We start from the raw sequence: 22,799 nt of genomic DNA on the forward strand, positions 1-22,799 counted from the left end.
TTCTGCGAGCGCTGACGCTTCGGGTGCAGATCGTCAGTGCGGCCACGTCCTCGAAGGTAGGTCCCCCCTCCTATTCGTTTCCAATGACGATCCCAATGTCAGGCATTGGAAATCCAATGCCTGACAGGAGTGCGGGCCAAAGTGCCGACCGAAGCCACCACAAGCAGCTACCCGTCGGGGACTTAGGACGTATGCCGTAGAACGAGCAAGGGGTGGCCGCGGAACAAGCGAGGGGCGACCACCACCCGCTCCCCGCACCTCGGCCCCCGCACCGCAGCGCCCTCACCCCGTCGCACGGCTCCCGCGGGCCGTCCGACCCTCGTTCAGCCCGGCACGGGGACCGACCGCGCCGTGAGGTACCCGGCGCTGTGCAGCCCGACGACCAGCACGGCACACACCAGCCCGGTGCCGGCCAGCACTGCCCACGGCAGCCAGCTCACGCCCGTGTCGAACAGCGCCCCGACGCCGAGATTGCCGAGGGAGACGGCGATGCCGGAGACGGTGTTGTAGGCGCCGTAGTGCGTCGCGACCAGCCGGTCGCCGCAGAGACGTACGACGGTGTCCATCTCGAACGGGTAGAGGAGCGCCCCGCCCCAGGCCAGCAGTGCCGCGCACACCACCAGAGCGCACGCCCCGGCCACGGGGTCGTACGGCCGGGGCACCAGCGGCAGGAAGGCGGCCCCCATCACCACCAGTCCGCACGCGATCGCCTGCGGACCGGGCAGCGTCCGCTTCGCCCAGGCCGTCAGCTTCAACTGGCCCGACAGCGCGGCGAGCGCGGAGACGGCGAAGACAGCGCCGGTCACCAGGCCGGTCCGCTCGCCGAAGAGTTCGCGGGCGCGCAGCGGCAAGGCGAGGTACACCTGAAAGGCCAGGACGTACGAGCAGCTCATCGCCGCCGCGAAGAGGAGGAAGGGGCGGTTGGCGGCGACCGTGCGCCAGTCGGCGGCGACCGACCGCCGGGCAGGTTCGGCCCCCCGGTCCACCGCGGGACGTACGGGCAGCGCCCGGGCCTGCACGATCGCCAGCGCGCCGAAGATGAGCGCGGCGACCGTGCACACCACCGCGAAGTCCCAGGCCAGCAGGGCGAGTCCGGCCAGCGGGCCGACGAGGATGCCTGCCTGGTAGAACACGTTGAACGCGGCGAACGCCTCGACCCTTCGCTCCTCCCCCGCCTCCGCGGCCAGATAGGCACGCACCGCCGGGTTGAACAGGGCTCCCGCCAGACCCGTCAACGCCGAGGCCGCGATCAGTGCGGGCAGTCCGTCGGCCACGGCGAGCAGCCCGAACCCGACCGTCCGCAGCGCGCACCCGGCGAGGATCGCCGGCTTGCAGCCGTAGCGGTCGGCGATCGTCCCGCCGACCAGGAACATGCCCTGCTGCGAGAGGTTGCGCACGCCGAGGACCAGGCCCACGGTCCAGGCCGCGAGGCCGAGCCCGTGGGCGAGATGGTCGGCCAGGTACGGCATCAGCATGTAGAAGCCGAGGTTGATGGCGAACTGATTGACCATCAGCAGCCGCGCGGGGCCGTCGAAGGAGGCCACCTGGGTACGCAGCCCCTTCATCGGACGCCCGCCCTCACCGCGCCGCGGCCGAGCGGATCGCGCACCCGGCTGCACCGGGTCCAGCGTGTCACGACCCGTTCGTCCTGCTCGGCGATCTCGTCGGGTTCCTGCGGCGCCGGGCGGCCGAGGAGCCGCTGCTCGTGGCACCAGGCGTCGTTGTAGACGGTCTCCAGGTACCGGTGCGGGCCGTCGGGGAAGATCGCGGCGATCCGGGTTCCGGCCGGAAATTCCCGCGCGGCCCATCCCGCGACGAGAGCGACCGCGCCGACGCTCCAGCCACCGGAGGCGTAGTGGCGGCGGGCCAGTCGGCGACAGGCCCACACCGCCTCGTCCGGAGCCACCCAGTGCACCTCGGCGAAAGCGCCGTAGTCGACGTTGGCGGGGTGGATGCTGGATCCCAGGCCGCGCATCAGGCGCGGCGCGGCGGGCTGTCCGAAGATCGTCGAGCCGACCGCGTCCACCCCGATCAGCTTCAGCCCGGGGAACGACTCGCGCAGCCCCGCCGTGACACCGGCAGAGTGACCGCCCGTGCCCACCGCGGCCACCAGGACGTCGACGTGGCCGAGTTGGGCGGCGAGCTCGGCGGCCAGCGGCCGGTAGGCGGCCGCGTTGTCCGGGTTGTGGTACTGGTCCGGGCAGTACGCGTCCGGCGTACGGGCCAGGTGTTCGGCGACGCGGTCACGGCGGGCCTGCTGCCAGCCGCCCTCCCGGTGCGGGACGGGGACCTGGTCGACCCGGGCGCCGAGCGCGGTCAGCAGCCGGACCACGGACAGCTCCGCGCCGGGATCGGTGACGACGGTGACGGGGTGACCGTACGTCAGCCCGGCCAGGGCGAGGCCGAGGCCGAGGGTGCCGCTGGACGACTCCACGATCGGGGCGCCGGGGACGAGTTCGCCGCGACGGCGCGCCTCGCCGACCATGTGCAGTCCGGGGCGGTCCTTGATGCCGCCGGGGTTGGCGCCTTCCAGCTTGGCGTGGAACCCGCGGCCGGGCGGGGCGAAGGGTTCGCCGACCCACAGGACGGGGGTGTCGCCGACGAGTTGGGCGGGGCGGCGGGCGATCGCGGGAAGCGGGCTGCGCCCCCCGCGGGCTTCGAGCAGGGAGAGGTGCATGGGCGTACGGCTCCTTGGCGCCCGGCCGGATTCGGCGGGCGCGTCGCGGCGGATCACGGGCACACGGCGGCGCCCCCCGGCGGCGCCCTTGCGCGGGGGCGCCGACGAGGAGTGCGGGCGGGCGTCTAGAGCCGCCAGACGCAGTGCAGCGCACGGATGCCACGACGGTCCGCCGCGGCGAGCGGCCGGGGCGGACCGCCGCCGGGGGCGTGCGCGGCTCCGGGAGCGACGGCCGTGGCCGGCGGGGTGTCCGGTCCGTCGTGGCCGGGCCCCGGGCCGATTTCGCCGGTGCGGGGCCGGTCCGCCACGTGGTCGACATGCCCGTCGGCCGTGTGGTCGTGACCGGGAGACGGCTTGATCCCGTCGGCGGTGTACTCCGCGCCGTCCGCGTGGGAGATGACCGGGAAGGCCGTGTGAGTGCCCGCGAGAGCGGCGCCGTGCACGGCTCCCGCGAGATGGGCGACGACGATCAGGACGACCCCGAGGAGCAGCCAGAGCCGTCCGGCCCCCGATGTCCTCGTCCTGACGCGCACCCCGATCATATGCACAGAGTATGCGACCGGATGCACTGTGTTACGCAACGACGGTCCGGCTTGCCCGTCACATGCGCACGATCACCAGGGCGGTGTCGTCGGTGGCGCCACTGGAATTCCTCGTTCGCGTCGGCGTAGGCCAGTCGTGGGGTGTGCAGGGCCACCGCACCGGAAGGGCCTGGAAGACCGCCGCGTAGTCGATTCCCGGTTCCGTCACCTGCTCCTGCCTCGCCGTTCGCCCGCCGGGGGCTCCCACCATAGGAGCGGGCGCCCGGCAGGCCGACGATGCGGCCCCGGCCGAGCGGGGGCGTTCGCACCGTCGGCCCCGGACCGGCGGATGTCCGGCCGCCGGCGCGCGATTCCGGAACTCAGGAAGTGGCGGCGGGGGACGCGTTCAGGTCGTGGTTGACCGCGCGGGCGGCGGCCTCCAGGGTGGCCACGCCTTCGTCCATCGTGCGGTTGTCCTGGGAGAGAACGGCCATCCCGTAGTCGTGGCCGCCGCCGGTGAACACGCCGACGCTGTGCACCCTCCAGCCATGGGTCTCCAGCGGCAGCCAGCCGTTCTTGACGTGGACGGCCGCGGTCGCGGGAGCTCCGGCGGGCGCGCCCCAGCGCTGGTCCGCGGCGACGTGGCCCATCAGCCGGAGGGCGTAGGCGCGCGCGTTCCGGTCGAGGACCGGGTTGTCGGAGGTGAGCAGGCGCAGCAGCTTGAGCTGGTCGGCGGCCGTGATCCGGGTCCGCCCCCAGTGGTTCGCCGATCCGGGCACGGTGTCCTTCATGCCGGCCTGGTCCAGGAAGTGCTGGATGCCGTCGGCGCCGATCCGGTGCCACAGGGTGTTGGTCGCCTCGTTGTCGGACTTGGTGATCATCGCGGTGGTCAGCTTCACCTCGTCGGCTGTGAGCTCGCGCTTCTCCTCCGCGGCCTGCCGCAGCAGGGCACCGAGGACGGTGACCTTGACCACGCTCGCCGAGTCGAAGGCCGCGTCGGCGCGGTACGCGCAGGAGGTCCCCGTGGTGCGGTCGTAGAGGGCGAGGGCCGAGGCGTCCTTACGGCCCTTGAGAGCCTCGGCTATGTCCAGCGCCAGCCGGTCCGCCAGCGCCGACCGCTTCGAGGTGCACGTCACCTTCGCGCCACCGACGGTCGTCGAGGCGGAGCTCGCGTGGGCGGGGGCGGCGGCCGCGAGCGCTGCGAGCGCCGTCCCCGCGGCCATGGCCCCAACGAATCCACGGCGCGCTCGGCGCGATGTCTGCGTTCCCGGCATGGAGTGTCCGTCCTGCTGCGTGTCGGCGGGCGTGTCTGTTCGGGGCCGTGGGCGGGTCCCGGCCGACGGTGACGCTACAGGGGGGCATTGATCAACCAGCCGCCAAATGCACCTTTATGTCCGAAATGCGAGGTTGTCGGCAATGTGACATTCGCTACGGAAACGGGCGGTATCGCCACCGCGCCGAAGCCGAGCGTGACGGCGGCAGGCGGTTACTCGACGCATTCGCCGCTGTGCCCTTGCGGGAGCATTCGCCGGTGCGTGCTTCGGCGCGTCCGCACGACCGCCGGGGCCAGATCCCTGTGCGCACCCCAAGCCCTCGGCGCTGCGCGGCACCGCCCGGGCCGGAACGCGTGGCGGCCGGCTCGCAAGGCGTGGCGCCGCCTCGGCGGTCGTACGGGCGATCGGCTCCACAGGCGGGCCCCGCCTCGGCGGTCGTAGGGGCGACGGACTCGGCGGGCGGTACCGGCCACCAGTTCGGCGGACGTACGCACGGCGAGCCGGACAGGCGGCGGGACGCCGTCCCCGGTCCCGTCGGCGCCGCGTGGCCTCTCGGACCTTCCAGCCGTTTCACCTGCGGTTGTGCGGGCCCGGCGGACGCACCCGCGCCCCGGGGACGTCCCCGCCGTCCCCCGGGACGCGGGGACGGAATCCGCCCCGGCGGCCACGGAAACGCTTGGCGACACGAGATCACACCTCGTGATCCAGAACGTCAGTCCGGAGGTTTCCATGTTGCGTCGGACCACGCAGAGCGGCCTTCTTGCCACGGTCGCGGTGTTCGCGCTGCTGCCCACCGCGGCCGTCGCCGCCGACTCGGGCACCACCGTGTCCCGCCCGGCCCACTCGGCGGCGCCGCACGGCACGTACTCACCGCTGCCCGCCCTCGGCTCCAGCCTGCACACCACCACGCGTCACACGCCGAAGTACCGGCACCACACCAAGCGTCACGTCACGCATCACCGCACCCACGCGGTGGGGCGTGTCGTCACCCGGCGCGCCGCGCTGAACGTCCGGTCCGGACCCGGCACCGGGTACTCCGTGGTCGGCCACCGGTCCCGGAACGGTCTCGTCCACCTCACCTGCCTCCGTGACGGATCGTCCGTGTTCGGAGTGCGGCACTGGTACCGGCTCGCACACCACAAGGGGTACGTCTCCGCCCGCTACGTGTACACCCGCGGCTTCGTCCCCTGGTGCTGAGGCGGCCTGACCTCCCCATCTCCCCGTGAACGGCGGCCTGTTCGAGCACCCCGTGCCCGGACGGGCCGTCGGCGTGCCTGCCGCACCGACTCACCCTTCTCATCCGTGCACCAGTGTGTCGCGACACCACTCCCCCGGGAACAGATATCGACAACAGGGTCTAACCACCTATAAAGGACGAAAGATTGGGAGTCGTGTCATGCGGCAGCCCCCAGGTGCACGGTGTCCGACGGCCGCGACGACGCCGGAGCGCCAGGACGAACCGTTCGTGGCCGAACTGCGTCTGCTGCGGTCACGTACGGGACTGAGCCTCGCGGCGCTGGCCGCGCGCACCCCGTACAGCAAGTCCGCCTGGCACCGCTATCTCGCCGGGACGAAGGTGCCTCCCCTCTCGGCCGTGGAGGCACTGGCCGCGCTCGCCGGTGCGGAGCCGGGTCACCTACGGGATCTGCACCAGTCCGCGGTGCGCTCCGCCGCACGGAAGGACGGCGCCGATCCCGGCGACGCGAGCCGGGAGAGCGGTGGACACCCGGCGGGAACGGCCACCGCGCCGTCGCCGTCGCCGTCGCCGTCGCCGTCGCGAGCATCGTCGTCAGGGACGGCGGGCGCCCTCGCCCGGCGGTCGGCCCTGCCGGTCTGCATCCTGCTCGCCATGGCCGTGGCGGCGGTCGTGGCGGCCGCCGCCACCAGCGGGCACGTCAGCCCACGGAGCGGGGGTGTCGCGTTCTCGACGCGCTGCGGCGGCGCGTCCTGCCAGGGCCGGCTGCCGGAGGACGTCGCCTGCGACCGCGACGCGCGGACCGAGAGCACCGTCACCGACACCTCGTACGCGGTTCGCCTCCGGTACTCGCCGTCCTGCGGCACCGCCTGGTCCGAGGTCCGGGCCCGCACCTCCGAACCCCGGGAGCTCTCCGTCCGCTCGGGGCAGGACGTGCTCTCCGCCGCCTATCCGGGGGACGGCCCCGCGGGTTCCACGAGTCCCATGCTGGCCGTGCACTCTCCCGAGGGTGTGGAGGCCTGCGCGGAGGTGGCCGGGAAACTGGCGTGCACCGGCCTCGACGACGGCTGGGAGACCGATCCCGTCGAGCGACGATGAGCCGGCAACTGCCCGATCGGGTCAGGGCCGGCCGCGTCATGAGGTACGAGGAGACACGTGGACGCGAGCACGTCGGCCCGCCGGCTGGCCCGTCTGCCCAGCGGAGGCGGCCTCGGCGACTGCGGCCCGGTCCTCGCCACCGTGGAGTCGTGGCTCTCCGAACGGGCCCTCCGGCACCGGCGCCTGCACGATCCCGACGGCGCCCTCGCCGGCATCGTGGTGGAAGCCCCGGAAGCCGGGCCCGGCCCCGCCGCGCGGACGTCGAACCGGTCGCCACCCGGCCCCGTTCCAGCTACGCCCCGAGGAGGAGCCTGCGGCGGCGCTGCTGGCCGCCGCCCGAGCGGTCGGCCTCGCGCCGCGCCCGAAGACCACCGGACCGTCGAACATCGGGAACCTCCTCGCCGGCGAGGGCATCCCCGCGACAGCAGGGTTCGGCGTGCGCTACGAGGGCCCGCACGGCACGGACGAACACGCCGATCTCACGGACCTCCCCCTGGTCCCACGCCGCCCACCACGCCGCCCACCACGGAGCCGTCCGCAGCTTGCTCGCCGCGCCATGACGGGATGCGGGTGCCGGCCGCGGCGCCGCCGAGGCGCCGATCGCACACCCTCGATCCACACATCACAAACAGGATGAATCGAACATAGTCACCCGTCTGGGGATGTCCGTGATCCACGGGGACCTCGCTGATTCCCCTCGGGACCCGCGGTGACCATACTGGGAACGCACACCGCACCCCACCAGCAAAGTGACACATGCCCAAGCCCCCTACCGCCCGTGTCGCGGCCCCCGAAACGGTCTGGCTGGCACGCGGGCGACACACCGGACCCGATCCGCGGGAGCTGCTGCGGGAGAACCTGCGGCAGCTGAAGGCCGACGGCACGATCGACGGCTTCATGGAGCCGGAGCGCTCCGCGCTCCTTGCCGAACGGGTCTTCGAGGCCCGCTGGCGCGTCGACGGCACCGGCACCGTGCGTGCGAGGCTCAGCGTCGAACCACCGGAACGGCCGGAGCGTTCCGACGACTGGCCCTGGACGCTCGCCGCCGAGGCGGACCGCCCGTGGAACCCCGGCTGGTCCTCCCCCGCGACCAGGTTCTGGCCCGACACGGACGACGTCTCCTGGGACCACGACGTGGTGCCGGGCCTGCGTCTGCGGGACACCAACCCGCTCCCCAAGGAGGACGCCGCGCTGCGCCGGCTGCTCAAGGACGCCGCGCGGCACAGCTGGTGCATCAACGTCGTCGTCCACGAGGCCATGACGCCCGATCCGCGCGGCCGGCTCCCCCTGACCCGTCTGCTGCCGCCGGTGCTGCGGCACCGCGTCGTGGAGCACCGCGCCGCGCCCGAGCAGTTCCAGGCCGTCAACTGGGCACTCAGCGACCTGGGTACTTCGGTGCCTCGCGGCGGCGCGGTCATCCTGCCCGGCACCCCGCTGAGACCCGGGTACGACGACGAGGCCTTCACCGTACGCAGTGTGTTCCTCGACGGCTCGGAGCCGACGGAGCTCCTGGAGAAGATCGTGCGGTACGCGGAGCTGCCCTGGCCGCTGCCGGTCGGTGCGGCCGAGGCGCTCGCGGCGCTGCGCCAGGACTGGCACCTGGTGACCGTCGAGGAGGAACTCGCCCATGCCCGGGCACTGCTGGACTCCTACGCCGAGGCGCTCGACGCCATGACCAAGTCGCGCGACCTGTACCGCGAGGCCACCGAACTCGCGCACGCGGCCCTGGCCGACCTCAAGGACGCCCAGGGCGCGGCGGACACAACGGGCACGGCCCCGCACGGTCGGGCGCCGCACCCGCTGGCGAAGACGCTCCAGCGGGTCGCGGGCAGCATGTGGTCGCGGCGCGCGACGGGCGACGCCACCCCGGCGGCGGAAACACCCGATCCGAAGACCGCGGCACGCAAGCCCGACCACTAGACCACGGGACCCGCGTTCGGCCCGGTCCGGGCGCGGGCGAAGATCCATCTCGGCACGGTGGTGCGGTGCCGAGGGGACCGACAAGCACCTACGGCCGGGCCGAGAACCTGCCGTACGGTCCGCCCGCGCCCACCGGTCAGGGGCCGCGCCAGATGTTGGCGAACGCGGCGTTCTCGATGGCCCGCCGCTGCCGTACGGCTTCGAGTTCCATGACGGCGTCATGGACGGCGGCCAGCACGGTCGTCTCCGGGTCGTCGCCACCGGCCGGAGCCTCCTCCCGCGCGATGTCCTCGCCCGAGGCCCCCTCGCCGGACATCTCCTCGCCGTACCCGGCCGAGGTGTCCTCGCCAAAGGCCTTCTCGCCGTGGATCCCCACGGCGGACGCCAGCGCGTCGAGGACGGGGTCGCGCGACGTCCAGCGGCTCATGGCGTGTTGACGCTCTGGCGAGTCGGCCGGCTCCATACGGGCGGTGCCGAGCGACAGCCGGCCGCGCCGGTGCTCCGTGAGGAGACCTGCCTCCACGAGGGCGGTCTGGTATGCCTGGGACAGGTCACGGCCCCGGCGCCAGAGCCAGTCCTCGACACGTTCGTACGGAGCGTCGCGCTCCAGCAGGGACGCGGCCTCGCCCAACAGCGCGTCGTCCGTAGCCGGCTGACCGGCAGTCGGCACGATGCGGTCTCCGTCGATGTCGACGGCCCGGCCGCCGAGGAGATCGATCAGCTCGGCTCCGGCGAGCGCCAGCGACAGGTCGCCCTGCCCCACGGAACGGCTGGGCTCCACGTCGAGGGCGACGATGAACAGATCCTTGGCCGTGGTCATGAACGGCTCCCCTCGCGGTTGTCGGCGACGGCGCGTCCGGCCCACCGCCTGCCCGTCGCCGGTCCGCCCGCGGGCCGGTCGGCGCACGGGACGCCTACGGTGTCAGACACATAGGACGACATGCCAGGCGTCCGGCTCCCCATGTGCCCGGGACACCCGGCGGATGGGCTGGGCCGCGGCTCATCGGGCCGCCGGCTGTGCGGGCAGGTCGAAGACGTGCTCCGGTGTGATGATCTTGGTGATCGCCTGGCCGAACAGCGTGCTGGGCTCCGTGTCGTCCTGGCCGATGTCCGTGTTGAGCACCACCACGAGCGTCGCCCGGGCCGACGGGAGATAGATGGTCAGGGACTCGTAGCCGGGCAGCGAGCCGTTGTGGCCGATCCAGCCCTGGACATCGAAGATGCCCAGCCCGTACCCGGCCCCCGGAATCGTGGTGGGCGGTGTGGTGAGCCGCTGCTTCTGCGTGGCGGGGCTCACCATGGTGCGGCCGTCGGGCAGGATCCCCGTGGCGACCGTGCGCGCCCAGATGCGCAGGTCCTGAAGCGTCGAGATCATCGCACCGGCCGCCCAGCCCCAGGACGGGTTCCAGTCGGTGGAGACCTCGACCTTCCCCGTCGCCGTCTGGTTCGTGTATCCCTGCGCGTGCGGAGTGGGGAACGCCGCGTCGTCGGGGAACGACGTGTCGTCCAGGCCCGCGGGCGTCAGGATGTTCGTCCGGATGAAGTCCGAGAGCCGCCGGCCGCTCTCCTTCTCGATGACCAGGCCGAGCAGGATGAGGTTGGTGTTGGAGTAGGAGAACTTCTCACCGGGCGGGAACAGCACGGGGTGCCTGAAGGCGTAGTTGAGCAGTTCCTGCGGGGTGAAGGGGCGCTGCGGGTCGGTGGTCAGGGCCTTGAAGAAGTCCGGGTCCTCGGAGTAGTTGTAGAGGCCGCTGCGCATCCCGGCCAGTTGGCGCAGGGTGATCGTGTCCCCGTTGGGCACTCCGCTGATGTACTTGCCGATCGGGTCGTCGAGTGTCACCTTGCCCCGGTCGACCAGCTGCAGCAGCGCGGTCACCGTGAACGTCTTCGTCTCACTGCCGATCCGCGTGAACAGATCGGGCGTCATCCTCTGCCCGGTGCTCTTGTCCGCGACCCCGAACGAGCGGACGTAGTTGCCCTTGTCGGGTGTCCACACCCCCACCGTCACACCTGGAACCTTCGCCTCCTGCTGCACCTTCTGCACGGCTTCGTCGATCTGCTGTCTGACGGCCGGGGTGAGTTCCTGGAAGCCGGACGCCGACGAGTCGGACGGTGACGGTGGGTCGGCCGACGCGGCGGCCGAGGGTACGAACGCGGGTGCCCCGAAGGCCGCGCCACCCGCCGTCGGCACCATGAGCACCCCCACCGCCACGGCGGTGACGGCCCCCCTGCGCAATCGCCTGGACGAGTGGGTCATGGGCTGACTCCAACCGCAAGAGGACGAGACCCGCGATCGCCTACGACGACAGCGGGTCGGAAAGGTGTCCGCCTGCGGGGACGCCCGACGGAAGTTCCGCCGAGCGAGAGCGTCCGGGGCGAGCGGACGAAGTGGTGGGGGCGGGCGAGTCGCCTGCGGCGGAACCGTGGCGGACGGCGCGGGACGGCCGCGGTCACGGCGGACGTGCCGCGTCACAGGCCGCGATGACGCCGTAGGAGACAAGCTCCATCCCCCTACGGCACCAGCATAGGAGCGGCCGCCGCACCCCGCCTGTCGGACGTCGGGGCACGTGCGACGCCGCCCCGGGCACGGCCGGGACCGCGTCGCGCGCCGCTCTTTGGGCCGTGTCCTCGTGCCGCGGTTCAGACGAGATGGGCGAAGACGACCAGATTCTCGGTGTAGTCCTCGGCGGCGTGGTCGTAGGAGCCCGCGCAGGTGATGAGCCGGACCTGGGCCTGGGGGGTGTCGGCGTACACGCTGTCGGGGAAGTCGTCCTTCTCGAACGTCTCCGAGCTGTCGACCACGAACCGGGCCGTACGGCCGTCGGCCCGCTCGACCTCGAAATGGTCGCCCTCCTCCAACTCGCCGAGGCCCACGAACACGGCGGCGGAGGTCTTCGTGTCGACATGGCCGGCGATGATCGCGGTCCCGGGCTCGCCGGGCGAGACACCGGCCGCGTGCCATCCGACGAGGTTCACGTCGTCGGCGGGCGGAGGTTCGAGGCGGCCCGACGGGCCGATGGAGAGGGCGGTGAACGGTGCGTCCACCGAGATCTTCGGGATGATCAGGCGCGTCGGAGCGGACCTCGGCAGATGTTTGCCCGCCTTCGCGACCACCGACGGTGAGAGCGCCGCGGAGCCGTGGGGTCCGCGGGAGGCTCCGGCCGACGGGTCATGACTGCCGATCAGCCCTAGGGCCAGGATCAGCAGGCCGATGGACCAGGTGAGCAGGGTGCGGCCGGCGCGGGCGCCCTGCCCCGGCTCGGCGTTGTCGGTTGGTGAGGACGACCGGGCTGTCATCGGGAACCACCTCACAAGAACGCGGCAGCTGTGGGGCACAGCGGGAGGAGGGGCGAGCCGCGGCCGCCACGGTGTGCACACGCGGCGGCCGCGACTGCTATCGCGTAGGCCTTCGGTCAGGACAAACCGCCGGACGTCTTCTTGCGACGCATCGCGAAGGCGCCCGCCGCGGCGACGGCCAGGACCGCCGCCCCGCCGGCGGTGACGCTCGGGGAAGCGAGCCCGCCACCACCGGTGTGCATGCCGCCGCTCGGCTTGTCGCGGTCGCCGCCCGAGTCGCTGCCGTAGTCGGAGTCCTTGTCCTTGTAGGTCTCCGGGTCGAACCTCTTGTCGTTGCCGTTGTCGTTGCTGTTGCCGTTGCTGTTGCTGTTGCCGTTGCCGTTGCCGCTGCCGCCGCCGTCCTTGCCCCAGTCGTCGTCGCTCTTCAGCATCGCGAGCGCACCGCCACCGGTGTGCATGCCGCCGCTCGGCTTGCCGTGGCGGCTGCCCTCGTCGTCCCCCTTGCTGTACGAAGAGTCGTGATCGCTCCCCCCGTCGCGGGAGGAGTCGTCACCCTTGCTGTACGAGTCGTCCTTGCTGTGGGAATCGTCCTCCTTGCTGTAGGACGAGTCGTCGCCGGAATCCCGGTCGAACAGGCCTGCGGCGTGGGCACCGGGTGCGGCGATCGCGAGGGCCGCCGTGGCCGTCGCGGTGGCGAGGAGCATGCGGGCAGAGCGCATCGTCGGATTCCTTCCGTCTCGGCCGGGCAGCTGGCGCTGTGTCAGCTCAAGAGAACCCGGCCTCGACGTGATCCACCGTCAGTGAGTCCCTTCCGTCCCACCACTCGGGCGGCTCACCTGGGCTACCCCTGTGTCCGCTCATGGTCGGCCTGGCCGACGTCCCACCCCGCCCGGCCGTGAATGGCTGACCTGGTGGTTCGTCACGGATGGCGGAAGGCCCCGGCGCCGGGGCGACGCCACGGAAACAACCCGTTCGGCTGGACACACCTCCGGCGCGCCTCCGGCACTCCGTGATCAAGGTGTGGCACCGGCATCGGGCGGGCCGTCCCGAATGACCGGTCAGTAGGTTACGTACTGGTAGCCGTGGCGGGGAGGTCCGCTGCCGGGACCGGCCACCGGACGCGAGCGGACACAGAACTGACATTCCCTGACGCCCTGTTCGACACCGATGGGCGTCCCCTGCCCGCCCCCTGACCGGTTCTGGCCGAGCCGACCGGATCACCACGGCGACGGCATCCGGGCCCTAACGTCGAGGCAGCGCAGTACCGAGACACACCCCACCGACCCGAGCCGAGGATCCACGCGTGCACGACGCACCGATCTACGCCCAGCTGATCTCAGAACGCGGCGACATTCCCCTCCTGGTGCGCAGCGAAGCTCGCCGACTGCGGCGCGAGTTCGAATGGATCCTCAGCTGGGACCCCTCCGCGGGCGGTCCGCTCCCCGGACACAAGGGCCGGTCGGAGTCCGCTCCCCGGCCGTCGGGCCCCGACGGCTCCCGTGCCGCCCCGGGCGACCGGACAGCCTGACATCTCGAAGACGCCGGGGGACGGCGCCGGGTGGTAACGCCCTGGTGAGGACGACGTCGGACACGCGCGGGGTCCTCGACGACGGCGTTCGCGTACGCCCCGGGTTCTCCCCGGCGGACGGTTACTCATTCGCCGTGCGCCCGGACCGGCCGTCGAACAACCCGTCGGGGTGAACCGGGCGGCGCAGGGGGCTGCCTCCTTGGCGCCGCACGGTCCGGCCAGGCGCCGCGCTCGACGAGGCCGAGGATCAGGGCGGCGATGTTCCAGGCGTCGTCCTCGCCCCGGTGGTGCCGTCCCTCCAGCGGAAGTCCCGCGACGCGCAGCGCCTGTGCCATGCCCGGCCGCTTGCGCAGGCCGTGCGCGTCGGTGAAGACCGCCTTGGCGTTGGTGTGGCGATGGCCGAAGGGGTACGTGGTTCCCGTGGCGCGGCACTGGCGGATGAACTGATGGCGGTCGTAGTCGCCCCAGCTCGCCCATGGGCGTTCACCCGCCCGGTGCCGGACGGCCAGGATCCGGCAGGCCTCCGCGAAGCCGACTCCCGCCGCGACCTCCTCCCGGGTCAGCCCGGTGAGTTCGGTGCAGAAGGGGCTGACGGCCGAGCGGGCCGGCGCCACGAGGAGGCGGTGCTTCTCGACGCGCTCGCCCGTGCCCAGATCGACGACCGTCAGTCCGATCTCGATGATCTCGCTGACCGCGCCCGGCGGGGGTCGCCCATCCCAGCAGGTCGCCTCGACGTCGATGACATTCAGAAGTCCCCCGGTCTCGGTCATGCGGGGAGCCTAGACAGGCGTAAGTCGCGGGGCATGCGGTTTTTTTTGGGCGGTGACCGGCCGCCGCCGCGCGCACGCGGCGGCGGCCGTCAGGGCCGGGGCCAGGGGCGTCCGCCGAGGCGCTCGATGTCGGTGTTGAAGCGGCGGAGATAGGCGGCGAACGCGGCGATGTCCTCGTCCGGCCATTGCGCCATGACGTTGTCCAGGGAGCGGATGAGCCCCATCCGTTCCTCGTCGAGCAGACGCGTCCCCTCGTCCGTGATGCGGAACTTGCGGGCCATGCCGCCCTCGGGGTCCGGGATGCGCTCCACGAGCCCGGCGCGCATGGCCGCCGCGGTCTGCCGGTTGAGGGTGGACGCGTCCAGCCCGAAGGCGTCGCTCAGCTCACCGATCGACATCGGCCCCTGGACGCGGATCCTGCTGAGCAGGATGTAGGCGCTGCGCTCCAGCACGCTGTCCTTGGTGCGGCCGCCCTTGTAGTGCAGGAGGCCGTGGCGGCTCAGCAGCATCTGCTCGTACTCGACCTCGTGCGTGGGCCTGACCATCCGCGTGCCGCCTCCTCGTGTTCAGCGAAGCCGCCTGCGCATCTCGTTCCGGTGCGGCCCGAATCCATCCTCCCACACATGCATGTATGGGACACATCACATGCTCTATGCATACGACATGTACGATGCACATCCTTGCTCCCGCAGTCAGACACACGAGGAGTCCCGCTATGGACGCCCCCCAGCCCACCGCCCGCGCAGGCGGCGTGATCGCCACGCTCGCCTTCGCCGGCACCGTGGCAGCGATCATGCAGACACTGGTCACGCCACTGATCGCCGAGCTGCCGCAGATCCTGCACACCTCGTCCTCGAACTCCGCGTGGGTGATCACCGCCACTCTGCTGGTGTCGGCCGTGTGCGTCCCGGTCTCCGGCCGCCTGGGCGACCTCGTGGGCAAGCGGCGGATGCTGCTCGCGTGCTCCGTCCCGCTGGTGGCGGGATCCGTCGTGTGCGCGCTCTCGTCCTCGGTCGCGCCCATGATCGTCGGACGCGGTCTCCAGGGCATGGGCATGGGCATGGTGCCCCTCGGTATCGCGCTGCTGCGCGATGTGGTGCCCGCCGAGAAGCTCAGCTCGTCCATCGCGCTGGTCAGCGCCTCCATGGGCATCGGCGGCGGCCTCGGCCTGCCGATCTCGGCGGCGGTCGCCCAGTACACGAGCTGGCGCGTGCTGTTCTGGGGCTCCGCGGCGCTCGCCGTGGCGATCGGTGCGCTGATCTGGTTCCTCGTGCCGGACGTACCGGCCGGCGCCAAGGGTCAGCGCTTCGACGGACCGGGTGCGATCGGCCTGGGCGCCGGCCTGGTCTGCCTGCTTCTCGGGGTCTCCAAGGGCGCCGACTGGGGCTGGGGCTCCGTGACGACCCTGGGCCTGCTCGGCGCTGCGGTCGTGGTGCTGCTCGCGTGGGGCGTGTGGGAGCTGAAGGCCCATGACCCGCTGATCGACCTGCGCACCACGGCCCGCCCCCGGGTCCTGCTCACCAACCTCGCCTCGATCTTCGTCGGATTCGGCATGTACGCGAGCATGCTGATCATCCCTCAGCTGCTCCAGTTCCCCGAGGCCACGGGATACGGCCTGGGCCAGTCGATGCTCGCGGCCGGCCTGTGGATGGCCCCCGGCGGCATCATGATGATGATCGTCTCCCCGCTCGGCGGGAAGCTGACCGACGCCCGCGGCCCCAAGTTCACGCTGGTCTGCGGAGTTCTGGTCATCGCGCTCGGCTACGGCCTGTCGCTCGCGCTGATGGGCTCCGCCTGGGGCCTCATGCTCGTCGGCATGGTCATCAACAGCGGTGTCGGTCTCGCCTACGGCTCGATGCCCGCCCTGATCATGACCTCGGTCCCGCTCTCCGAGACCGCGGCCGCCAACGGCTTCAACACGCTGATGCGCGCACTGGGCACCTCGGTCGGCGCCGCGGTGGTCGGCGTCGTCCTCGCGCAGCTGACCACTTCCGTGACGGGCTACACCTTCACCTCCGAGAACGGCTTCCGGACCGGACTCGTCCTCGGCGGTGGGGTCGCGCTGATCGCAGCGGCGATCGCGGCCGTCATTCCGGCGGCCCGCGCCGCGGGGGGCGACGGCAAGGGCGATCCGGCCACCGCGCCCCGGACGGCCGCGGTCGAGGCCTGATCATCCGGAGCGGATCCCGGGCCGGCGTTTCGGACCCGGCGGCCATCGCTTCCGTTCCAGTGGCCGTCTTCGTACCGGGGAGGCCCGCGGGCTTTCGTCCCGCGGGGCCGCTCGCGCGCCGTCCCGCGGGAGGCGTCACGGCAGCGGCCGGGCGCCTCACACGTCGTCAGGGGAGGGTCGGCGCCGCCCCGGGCGACGTCGACCGTACGGCCGTCGATCGGCCCAGGTACGTGAGAGGGCCCGGGTCCGGAACGTCGATCTCGTAGAAGCCGAGACGGTCGTAGAACGCCCGCGCGGCCACGTTCGCGGTGACCATGCCCAGGTGGACGGCGGGCACCCCGCGGTCGTACAACGCGGCCAGGAAGGTGGCCATCAGGGCCCGGCCGTGGCCGCGTCGCTGGAAGTCCGGCAGAAGGTCGATGTGCAAGTGCGCGGGGTGCTCGGCCAGTTCGGGCACGAGCATGCGCTCGGGCGTGTGCAGCAGCGAGATCATCTGCTCGCTGGGGGTGACGGGTGGTGCGGTGGGGGCGGGATAGCGGTCGGCGACGCGCGGGATCCACTTGTCGCGGAAAGCCCTGACGAACACGTCGGTGTCCGCGGTGCCGACGACGTAGCCGACCACCCGGCCGTGTCCGTCGTCCAGGACGAAGGCCAGTTCGGGCTCCAGGTGGCAGTAGGGCTCGGCGAACAGGGACGGCATCAACTCCTCGTCCGGGTAGAGGGCGCGTGAGTCCCCTCCCAGATCCGCGGTGCTCACGCACACATGGGCGACGTCCGCCCGGTCGGTGGGCCGGTAGGCGCGGATGAACGGCTGTGGCTCCATGGAGGCATCCTGACTATTTTGGGAGCGCTCCCACAAGTGGTTTGACGCCTCTCGTCCGGGTCAAAAACGGGGGCTCGACCACTTCGGCTGCGGAGCGACGCCTCGTGACATGCTGGAACCGCTGATCATGCGGTGCGGAGAGGCAGGAAGAACGGCCACGTGAGGACCGGGAAGAACGACCACGTGAAGACCGCGGGGAGCGGCCGGGGGACGGCACGGGCACGATCCCGGCCGGCGGAGATCTGGGACCGGTTCGCGGCCTCGGACCCCGGACTGCTGCGGCTCATGGCCGGTCTGCGCACCGTGGCCGCCATCGCCCTCACGCTCGCCGTGATGGCTCCCTTCGGGGTTCCCGTGACACATCTGGTGGCCGGCTCCGTGGCGGCCATGGTCGCCACCTTCGCCCTCAAGGAGAAGCAGTGGCGCGGGCAGGCCGTCACTCTCGCCCTCGGCCTGCCGGTGGCGCTCGCGGCGCTCTCGCTGGGCGCCCTGCTGAGCACCCGGATCGTCGCGGGCGACCTCTTCTTCATCGCGCTGATCTTCGCCGCGGTGTACGGCCGCCGCTTCGGAGACCGTGGCACGGCACTCGGACTCATCGGGTTCCAGACGTACTTCGTCGCGCTGTTCGTCGGGGCCTCGCCCGCCGCCCTCCCGGGGCTGTGCGCGACCGTGGCGGTCGCCTTCGCGTGCAGTGCGGTGGCGCGCTTCGCCCTCGTGCCCGAGACACCGGAGCGCATCCTGCACAGGCTGCGCCAGGCCTTCCGGACACGGCTCGCTCAACTGGTGTCCGCCCAGATCGACCTGCTCGACGCCGGGCCCGACGAGGCCGACAAGGCGCTGGACGACGTACGACACCACACCGCGCGCCTGCACGAGAGCGCGATGATGATCCAGGGGCGGCTGGAGGAGGGCACCGGTGACCGCGCCACCGCCGCGCTCGTGCAGCGTCGTGTCGCCGACGCCGAGATCGCCGCGGAGCGGCTGGGTGTCCTGCTGCTCACCGCCCGGAGCGCCGAGCGAGCCGACACGCTGACCCTTCATCTGCCGGACGCGCCGGTGCCCGCCCCGGGCGACCGGCTCCGGCCCCAGGACGACACCACCACGACGCTGCGCCGCGACCTCGACTCCCTGCGGGTGCTCGTCATGCGCCCGGTGACGCACACGGGCGGCCTGGCGGTGGCCCAGGTGCGCAACCGGCTGCTGGGGTACCGGGACGAGGAGAACCTGCCGCGCGCCTCGGCCGCCGTGCAGGACGTGTTCCGCGGCATCGGCGAGGCGGCGCGCGCCGTCCTGGGACTACGGCTCGCACTCGACGGACCACAGGACGAATCCGACGACTCGCCCGCCACCGCCCGCTCGCGCGAGGAGCTGGAGGCGGAGCACGTCGCCATCGCGGGTGCCGAGGAGAAGAAGCCGACCGCGGACGAACGTCGGGGACTGCGGCCCACGACCCGTACGGCCGTGCAGGTGTCGGTGGGTTCGGCGCTGGCGATCGCGGGCGGGGAGCTCCTGTCCAGCCAGCGCTGGTACTGGGCGGTGCTGACCTGCTGGGTCGTCTTCCTCAACACCTCCTCCACCGGGGAGATCCTGGTGAAGGGCTACCGCCGGCTGCTCGGCACGGTCGTCGGCGTCGTCGCCGGTGTCGGCCTGGCGGGCCTGGTGGGCACCCACACCTGGACCGCTTTCGCGCTGGTCCTGCTGTTCATCTTCGCCATGTTCTTCACCGCCCCGCTCTCGTACGCCCTGATGTCCTTCTTCGTGACGGCGATGCTGGGGCTGCTGTACACGCTGCTCCACACCTACAGCACCCAGGTGCTGGTGCTGCGGATCGAGGAGACGGCTCTCGGCGCCGCCTGCGGTGTGATCGCGGCAGCCCTCGTCCTGCCGGTCAACACCGACCGCCGTACCGACGAACTCCTCGCCACGGTGCTGACCCGGCTCGGCGACGTGACGGGAGCGGCGGTGGAGCAGCTCAGCGGAGGTCCGGCGATCGACCTGCTGGACAAGGCCCGGGATCTGGACACGGCACTGGAGGATCTGCGGGCCTCCACGCAGCCGCTGACCCATCCGATCACCCCGCTGCGGGCCCGCCGCCAGACCGCCCGTTACGTCGTGGCGCTGCTGGAGACGTGCGCCTATCACGCACGATCGCTGGCGGCGACGGCCCAACTCCTCCCTTACAGCAAGACCGTGGCCGCGGATCCGCGGCTGAAGGGGGCCGGCCGGCGCATCGCCCACAACATCGACGTCCTGATCGCCCGTGTCGAGGACGAGGACAGCGACGGTGTGGCCGAGACCGGCGCGAGCCTCGCGGCCATGCTGGAGACGGACCGGCCGGGTACGCCCCGCCACGACCGCGTGACGGACCGGGTCCTGCGGCACCTCCAGCGGCTGGACGAGGGCGTGATCGGACTGGCCCGGCCCCTGGAGGTGCCGGTGGCGCGGCCCGAGGGATCGTCGGCCAGGAGCACCGTCGCCTAGCCGGTTCGGGGTCGAGCCGCGAAATCCGGCCGGGCGACGTACGAACCGTACGGTCGGTCCACGATCCGTGCGGTCCGCTCGGGCGACGCCCGGATCAGCCCACGTTCCACAGGAACCGGTGCGTGTGGATGCCGAAGTAGGGGAACGACTGGACCTTGCCGACCCCTTCGAGGGGGCGGACCACGTCGTTGACGAAGTCCAGCAGTTCTCTCGGCCCCGGGCAGACCACTTCGGCGAACAGGTCGAAGCCACCGGAGGTCAGTACCGAGTACACGACCTCCGGACGCTCGGCCAGTTCGTCGGCGACGGCACGCGGATCGCCGTCCACGGCGATGCCGAGCAGCGCCATCGACTGCCCGCCCATGCCCATGGGGTCGGTGACTCCGACGACCTGCACGGCCTGGGTGTCCAGCAGTCGTTGCAGTCGCTGGCGGGCCGCCGACGCGGACAGGCCCACCTTGGGGCCGAGTTCGGCATAGGCGATGCGCCCGTCGATCTGCAGCTCCCGCAGGATGGCCCGGTCGATCTCGTCCACGCTGTTCCTCTCCGGCTCGCCCGGTCCAAGATTAACGGCGTGGGTCAGCCGACGAGTTCGGCGAGGGCCGCGGCGAAGACCTCGGTATGGGTGTCCACGTCCTGTTCCGTGGTGGCCGGGCACATCAGCGCCATGTTGTGGAACGGCGTCAGCAGGATGCCGCGGTTGGCGAGGTAGAGGTGGAGGAAGTCCTCCACCTCCGTGTCGGACGCCGCGGCCGATTCGGTTCCGGTGCGCGGCGCCGGATCCGCGAACCGGTACTCGGTGCGGGCGCCGAGGCGGCTCACCGACCACGGCAGCGACCAGGTGTCGATGCCCGCGCGCACCCCGGCCTCGAATCGCTCCGACAGCTTCGACATGGCGTCGAAGGCGTCGTCGGTGAGGACGTGTTCGAGGGTGGCGCGCATGGCGGCGACGGAGAGGGCGTTGCCGGCGAGGGTGCCCCCGACGCCTCCCATGTCCACGAGGTCCAGGTCGTCGCGGTCGAGCAGCCGCTCGGCGAGTTCGGCCGAGAGCCCGTAGGCGCCGGCCGGGATGCCTCCGCCGATCGCCTTGCCGATGGTGAGCACGTCCGGTTCCAGGCCCCAGGCGGCGGTGCAGCCGCCCGGTCCGGCGGAGAAGGTGTGCGTCTCGTCGTTGATGAGGAGCGTGCCGTACCGACGAGTGAGGGCGCGCACGCCTTGCAGGTAGCCGGGTTCCGGCAGCACGATGCCTATGTTGGTGAGGGCGGGCTCCATCAGGACCGCGGCGACGTCGCCGTGGGCGAGCTCGCGTTCCAGCTGCGCCAGGTCGTTGAACTCGGCGACCCGGCTGGTCAGCGTGACGTCGCAGGGGGCTCCGACGTTGCCGGGCCGGGCGGTGCCGTGGCCGTCGGGTCCGACCACGATCAGCGACTCGTCAACGCTTCCGTGGTAGCTGTAGCTGTTCACCAGGATCTTGGGGCGGCCCGTGACCGCGCGGGCCAGCCGGATGGACCAGCGATTGGCGTCGGTCGCGGTCAGCGAGAAGCTCCAGCGCGTCAGTCCGAAGCGGCGGGTGAGCTCGGCGCCCACCCATTCGGCGTCCTCGGTCGGCAGCATGGCAGTGGCGCCGCCACGTTCGGCGAACTGGTGCTGGACGGCCTCGGCCACCACCTCGGGCGAGTGTCCGGCCATGGCGCCCGTGTCCCCGAGACAGAAGTCGATGTACTCGTGGCCGTCGATGTCGGTGACGCGGGCGCCGCGCGCGGTGTCCAGGTAGCGGGGGAAGGCTCCCGCGGCGGTCTTGTTCATCCAGGTCATCGGAACCCGGCCGAAGAGGTGGTCGGCCCGCGCATAGGCGGCCTTGGAGCGCGGGTTGCGGCGCGCGGCTTCGGCGCTCTCACGGGCCAGGAGCTGCTGCAGGCGGATGCGATCCATCGGATGTGCCCTTCGTATGCTGACCGGATACGCCGATGCTACGAGTGAAAACGCCGCGTCGGCAAGTTCTTACGATCGATTCAATCGTCTCAACGATCGAATCGCGCGCGGTGACGACCGATCCCCCTGTCCCGATGCGTCGCGGACGCATCGGATCCGGTCGGAATGAGTCACAGAGCGACGCCCTTCGTATGAGTGGATCAGCGCGGACACGCCCCGTCCTGTCGGTGGGCGACCCCGCGCTCGCCTCCCGAGCCGCCGGTCACGGACGAGACGTGGCCGCGCGCCGGGACCGGCGTCGAGGATGAGCGAGGAGCGGTGAATGGCAGGCATCACGGGGGCGTCCACGTGCGCGGACCACAACGGACGGGAGAGCGGGAGCGCCCGCGGGGCCAGGACGCCGGGCCCGGCCCGTCGGCGTGTCAGCCTGGTCAAGGACACTCCGGCCCCCAGGGACCGCGGCCCGGCCGGGGATCCGGCACCACCCGCGCCGGGCGCGCCGGTGGACGCAGCCGTGTTCGTGGACGTGAGCGGTCGTCGGCGCGCATGGCTGCGCGGGATGGGTTGGATGGTGGCCGCGTCCTGCGTCTGCTTCGGGGCGACGCTCGCGGCGGTGCTGAGCGGCGCCGACTCGGCCGCTCCGCGGCTCTCGCTGCCGGGTGGGGTGCGGACCCACGACAAAGCGGGCACCGGTGCCGCGACGCCGGGGGAAGGCCCCGGGCGCAGCGCCGTCCGGTCGCCGTCGCCGGGGGGCGGCCTCGGCGCGCCGCCCCGGCCGGCCCAGGTCGACACCACGGGCGGCGCGGTGCGTGCCGACGGTTCGTCCGCTCCGGCACCTGCCGGCACGCCCCCGCTGACGCAACCGCCTCCCGGCCCTTCGCGCGGCACGGCCGCGCCCTCGCCGAGTCGCCGGTCGACCGCGACACCGCCGGGACCGTCGCCGACTCCCCCGGCGGGCGAGGCGACCGGCTCTCCCTCGGCCTCCGCCGGCGACGACCCGGCCGGCACCGGCGAACCGTCGGCCTCGGCACCCGGCGGCGAACCCACCGAGGGCACGGCTTCGCCGGGCGCGCTGCTCGAACGGGTCTCGCGGCTCCAGGCATCGGGCTGACG

Annotated in this window: 21 protein-coding genes; 7 read left to right on the top strand and 14 right to left on the bottom strand. The window is 72.2% G+C overall.

All coding sequences use genetic code 11. The annotated features are described in order from the left end of the window. Positions 1 to 323: 323 nt before the first annotated feature. From H305_RS0116780 to H305_RS0116795, 5 genes are all read right to left on the bottom strand, one after another. Entirely contained in the window at positions 324 to 1,565 is a 1,242-nt protein-coding gene (locus H305_RS0116780) for an MDR family MFS transporter (RefSeq protein ID WP_028801392.1), read from the bottom strand. Continuing rightward, positions 1,562 to 2,677, bottom strand: a complete 1,116-nt coding sequence (locus H305_RS0116785) for a PLP-dependent cysteine synthase family protein (RefSeq protein WP_037764211.1) — start codon at positions 2,675 to 2,677, stop codon at positions 1,562 to 1,564. The genes H305_RS0116780 and H305_RS0116785 overlap by 4 nt, the downstream gene beginning before the upstream one ends. Before the next feature lie 125 nt (positions 2,678 to 2,802). Further along, complete coding sequence (locus H305_RS49420) at positions 2,803 to 3,219, bottom strand: hypothetical protein (protein ID WP_051370653.1); 417 nt, start codon at positions 3,217 to 3,219, stop codon at positions 2,803 to 2,805. Between the two features lie 58 nt (positions 3,220 to 3,277). Then, complete coding sequence (locus H305_RS53425) at positions 3,278 to 3,427, bottom strand: hypothetical protein (RefSeq protein WP_158690543.1); 150 nt, start codon at positions 3,425 to 3,427, stop codon at positions 3,278 to 3,280. A gap of 151 nt (positions 3,428 to 3,578) precedes the next feature. After that, the gene (locus H305_RS0116795; RefSeq protein WP_234020918.1) at positions 3,579 to 4,421 is read right to left on the bottom strand and encodes a serine hydrolase; all 843 of its coding nucleotides are present in this window, start codon (positions 4,419 to 4,421) and stop codon (positions 3,579 to 3,581) included. Between the two features lie 780 nt (positions 4,422 to 5,201). On the opposite strand from H305_RS0116795, the gene H305_RS0116800 reads away from it, so the two are divergent. The 3 genes from H305_RS0116800 to H305_RS0116810 all read left to right on the top strand — a co-directional run bounded on the left by H305_RS0116800 (position 5,202) and on the right by H305_RS0116810 (position 8,685). Then, positions 5,202 to 5,669: an SH3 domain-containing protein gene (locus H305_RS0116800; RefSeq protein ID WP_037764324.1), complete on the top strand. Its 468-nt coding sequence runs from the start codon at positions 5,202 to 5,204 to the stop codon at positions 5,667 to 5,669. A gap of 199 nt (positions 5,670 to 5,868) precedes the next feature. Next, a complete protein-coding gene (locus H305_RS0116805) occupies positions 5,869 to 6,765 on the top strand; it encodes a helix-turn-helix domain-containing protein (protein WP_028801396.1) in 897 nt (298 codons plus the stop codon). A gap of 756 nt (positions 6,766 to 7,521) precedes the next feature. Continuing rightward, positions 7,522 to 8,685 (top strand): hypothetical protein, encoded by a 1,164-nt coding sequence (locus H305_RS0116810; RefSeq protein WP_028801397.1) that lies wholly within the window; start codon positions 7,522 to 7,524, stop codon positions 8,683 to 8,685. A 136-nt stretch (positions 8,686 to 8,821) separates the two neighbouring features. On the opposite strand, the gene H305_RS0116815 is transcribed toward H305_RS0116810, so the two are convergent. The 4 genes from H305_RS0116815 to H305_RS0116830 form a co-directional block, all read right to left on the bottom strand. Further along, positions 8,822 to 9,505, bottom strand: coding sequence for a GOLPH3/VPS74 family protein (locus tag H305_RS0116815; protein WP_028801398.1), 684 nt, complete (start codon positions 9,503 to 9,505; stop codon positions 8,822 to 8,824). 180 nt (positions 9,506 to 9,685) lie between these two features. Continuing rightward, positions 9,686 to 10,942, bottom strand: a complete 1,257-nt coding sequence (locus tag H305_RS0116820; protein ID WP_028801399.1) for a serine hydrolase domain-containing protein — start codon at positions 10,940 to 10,942, stop codon at positions 9,686 to 9,688. Between the two features lie 383 nt (positions 10,943 to 11,325). Next, positions 11,326 to 11,982: a class F sortase gene (locus tag H305_RS0116825; protein ID WP_028801400.1), complete on the bottom strand. Its 657-nt coding sequence runs from the start codon at positions 11,980 to 11,982 to the stop codon at positions 11,326 to 11,328. 116 nt (positions 11,983 to 12,098) lie between these two features. Next, entirely contained in the window at positions 12,099 to 12,701 is a 603-nt protein-coding gene (locus tag H305_RS0116830) for a hypothetical protein (RefSeq protein WP_028801401.1), read from the bottom strand. 584 nt (positions 12,702 to 13,285) lie between these two features. Between H305_RS0116830 and H305_RS52455 the strand changes: the two genes are divergently transcribed. Beyond that, complete coding sequence (locus tag H305_RS52455; protein ID WP_028801402.1) at positions 13,286 to 13,510, top strand: hypothetical protein; 225 nt, start codon at positions 13,286 to 13,288, stop codon at positions 13,508 to 13,510. Between the two features lie 125 nt (positions 13,511 to 13,635). On the opposite strand, the gene H305_RS46215 is transcribed toward H305_RS52455, so the two are convergent. Both H305_RS46215 and H305_RS0116845 read right to left on the bottom strand, forming a co-directional pair. Further along, positions 13,636 to 14,280, bottom strand: coding sequence for a 3'-5' exonuclease (locus H305_RS46215; RefSeq protein ID WP_078629090.1), 645 nt, complete (start codon positions 14,278 to 14,280; stop codon positions 13,636 to 13,638). Positions 14,281 to 14,369: 89 nt separating this feature from the next. Further along, positions 14,370 to 14,825, bottom strand: a complete 456-nt coding sequence (locus H305_RS0116845) for a MarR family winged helix-turn-helix transcriptional regulator (RefSeq protein WP_028801403.1) — start codon at positions 14,823 to 14,825, stop codon at positions 14,370 to 14,372. A gap of 170 nt (positions 14,826 to 14,995) precedes the next feature. On the opposite strand from H305_RS0116845, the gene H305_RS0116850 reads away from it, so the two are divergent. Continuing rightward, positions 14,996 to 16,450, top strand: a complete 1,455-nt coding sequence (locus H305_RS0116850) for an MFS transporter (protein ID WP_028801404.1) — start codon at positions 14,996 to 14,998, stop codon at positions 16,448 to 16,450. A 166-nt stretch (positions 16,451 to 16,616) separates the two neighbouring features. Here H305_RS0116850 and H305_RS0116855 read toward each other — a convergent pair whose 3' ends face one another. Continuing rightward, entirely contained in the window at positions 16,617 to 17,273 is a 657-nt protein-coding gene (locus H305_RS0116855) for a GNAT family N-acetyltransferase (RefSeq protein ID WP_028801405.1), read from the bottom strand. Between the two features lie 285 nt (positions 17,274 to 17,558). Here H305_RS0116855 and H305_RS0116860 point away from each other — a divergent pair, with 285 nt between their 5' ends. Then, complete coding sequence (locus H305_RS0116860; protein ID WP_078629103.1) at positions 17,559 to 19,754, top strand: FUSC family protein; 2,196 nt, start codon at positions 17,559 to 17,561, stop codon at positions 19,752 to 19,754. 94 nt (positions 19,755 to 19,848) lie between these two features. Here H305_RS0116860 and H305_RS0116865 read toward each other — a convergent pair whose 3' ends face one another. Further along, positions 19,849 to 20,289 carry an Lrp/AsnC family transcriptional regulator gene (locus H305_RS0116865; RefSeq protein WP_028801407.1) on the bottom strand — a complete coding sequence of 147 codons (441 nt, stop codon included), beginning with the start codon at positions 20,287 to 20,289 and terminating at the stop codon, positions 19,849 to 19,851. Positions 20,290 to 20,333: 44 nt separating this feature from the next. Further along, positions 20,334 to 21,686: a transaminase gene (locus H305_RS0116870; protein WP_028801408.1), complete on the bottom strand. Its 1,353-nt coding sequence runs from the start codon at positions 21,684 to 21,686 to the stop codon at positions 20,334 to 20,336. A 322-nt stretch (positions 21,687 to 22,008) separates the two neighbouring features. Here H305_RS0116870 and H305_RS49425 point away from each other — a divergent pair, with 322 nt between their 5' ends. Continuing rightward, the gene (locus tag H305_RS49425) at positions 22,009 to 22,797 is read left to right on the top strand and encodes a hypothetical protein (RefSeq protein WP_158690544.1); all 789 of its coding nucleotides are present in this window, start codon (positions 22,009 to 22,011) and stop codon (positions 22,795 to 22,797) included. The last annotated feature ends 2 nt before the right edge of the window (positions 22,798 to 22,799 follow it).

Origin of the sequence: Streptomyces sp. 142MFCol3.1 (assembly GCF_000424945.1) — a bacterium.
Taxonomy (GTDB): Bacteria; Actinomycetota; Actinomycetes; order Streptomycetales; family Streptomycetaceae; genus Streptomyces; species Streptomyces siamensis.

Coding starts and splice junctions, on each gene's coding strand:
- H305_RS0116780 (WP_028801392.1), bottom strand. CDS start 1,565: ATGAAGGGGCTGCGTACCCAGGTGGCCTCCTTCGACGGCCCCGCGCGG.
- H305_RS0116785 (WP_037764211.1), bottom strand. CDS start 2,677: ATGCACCTCTCCCTGCTCGAAGCCCGCGGGGGGCGCAGCCCGCTTCCC.
- H305_RS49420 (WP_051370653.1), bottom strand. CDS start 3,219: ATGATCGGGGTGCGCGTCAGGACGAGGACATCGGGGGCCGGACGGCTC.
- H305_RS0116795 (WP_234020918.1), bottom strand. CDS start 4,421: ATGGCCGCGGGGACGGCGCTCGCAGCGCTCGCGGCCGCCGCCCCCGCC.
- H305_RS0116800 (WP_037764324.1), top strand. CDS start 5,202: ATGTTGCGTCGGACCACGCAGAGCGGCCTTCTTGCCACGGTCGCGGTG.
- H305_RS0116805 (WP_028801396.1), top strand. CDS start 5,869: ATGCGGCAGCCCCCAGGTGCACGGTGTCCGACGGCCGCGACGACGCCG.
- H305_RS0116810 (WP_028801397.1), top strand. CDS start 7,522: ATGCCCAAGCCCCCTACCGCCCGTGTCGCGGCCCCCGAAACGGTCTGG.
- H305_RS0116815 (WP_028801398.1), bottom strand. CDS start 9,505: ATGACCACGGCCAAGGATCTGTTCATCGTCGCCCTCGACGTGGAGCCC.
- H305_RS0116820 (WP_028801399.1), bottom strand. CDS start 10,942: ATGACCCACTCGTCCAGGCGATTGCGCAGGGGGGCCGTCACCGCCGTG.
- H305_RS0116825 (WP_028801400.1), bottom strand. CDS start 11,982: ATGACAGCCCGGTCGTCCTCACCAACCGACAACGCCGAGCCGGGGCAG.
- H305_RS0116830 (WP_028801401.1), bottom strand. CDS start 12,701: ATGCGCTCTGCCCGCATGCTCCTCGCCACCGCGACGGCCACGGCGGCC.
- H305_RS46215 (WP_078629090.1), bottom strand. CDS start 14,280: ATGACCGAGACCGGGGGACTTCTGAATGTCATCGACGTCGAGGCGACC.
- H305_RS0116845 (WP_028801403.1), bottom strand. CDS start 14,825: ATGGTCAGGCCCACGCACGAGGTCGAGTACGAGCAGATGCTGCTGAGC.
- H305_RS0116850 (WP_028801404.1), top strand. CDS start 14,996: ATGGACGCCCCCCAGCCCACCGCCCGCGCAGGCGGCGTGATCGCCACG.
- H305_RS0116855 (WP_028801405.1), bottom strand. CDS start 17,273: ATGGAGCCACAGCCGTTCATCCGCGCCTACCGGCCCACCGACCGGGCG.
- H305_RS0116860 (WP_078629103.1), top strand. CDS start 17,559: ATGGCCGGTCTGCGCACCGTGGCCGCCATCGCCCTCACGCTCGCCGTG.
- H305_RS0116870 (WP_028801408.1), bottom strand. CDS start 21,686: ATGGATCGCATCCGCCTGCAGCAGCTCCTGGCCCGTGAGAGCGCCGAA.
- H305_RS49425 (WP_158690544.1), top strand. CDS start 22,009: ATGGCAGGCATCACGGGGGCGTCCACGTGCGCGGACCACAACGGACGG.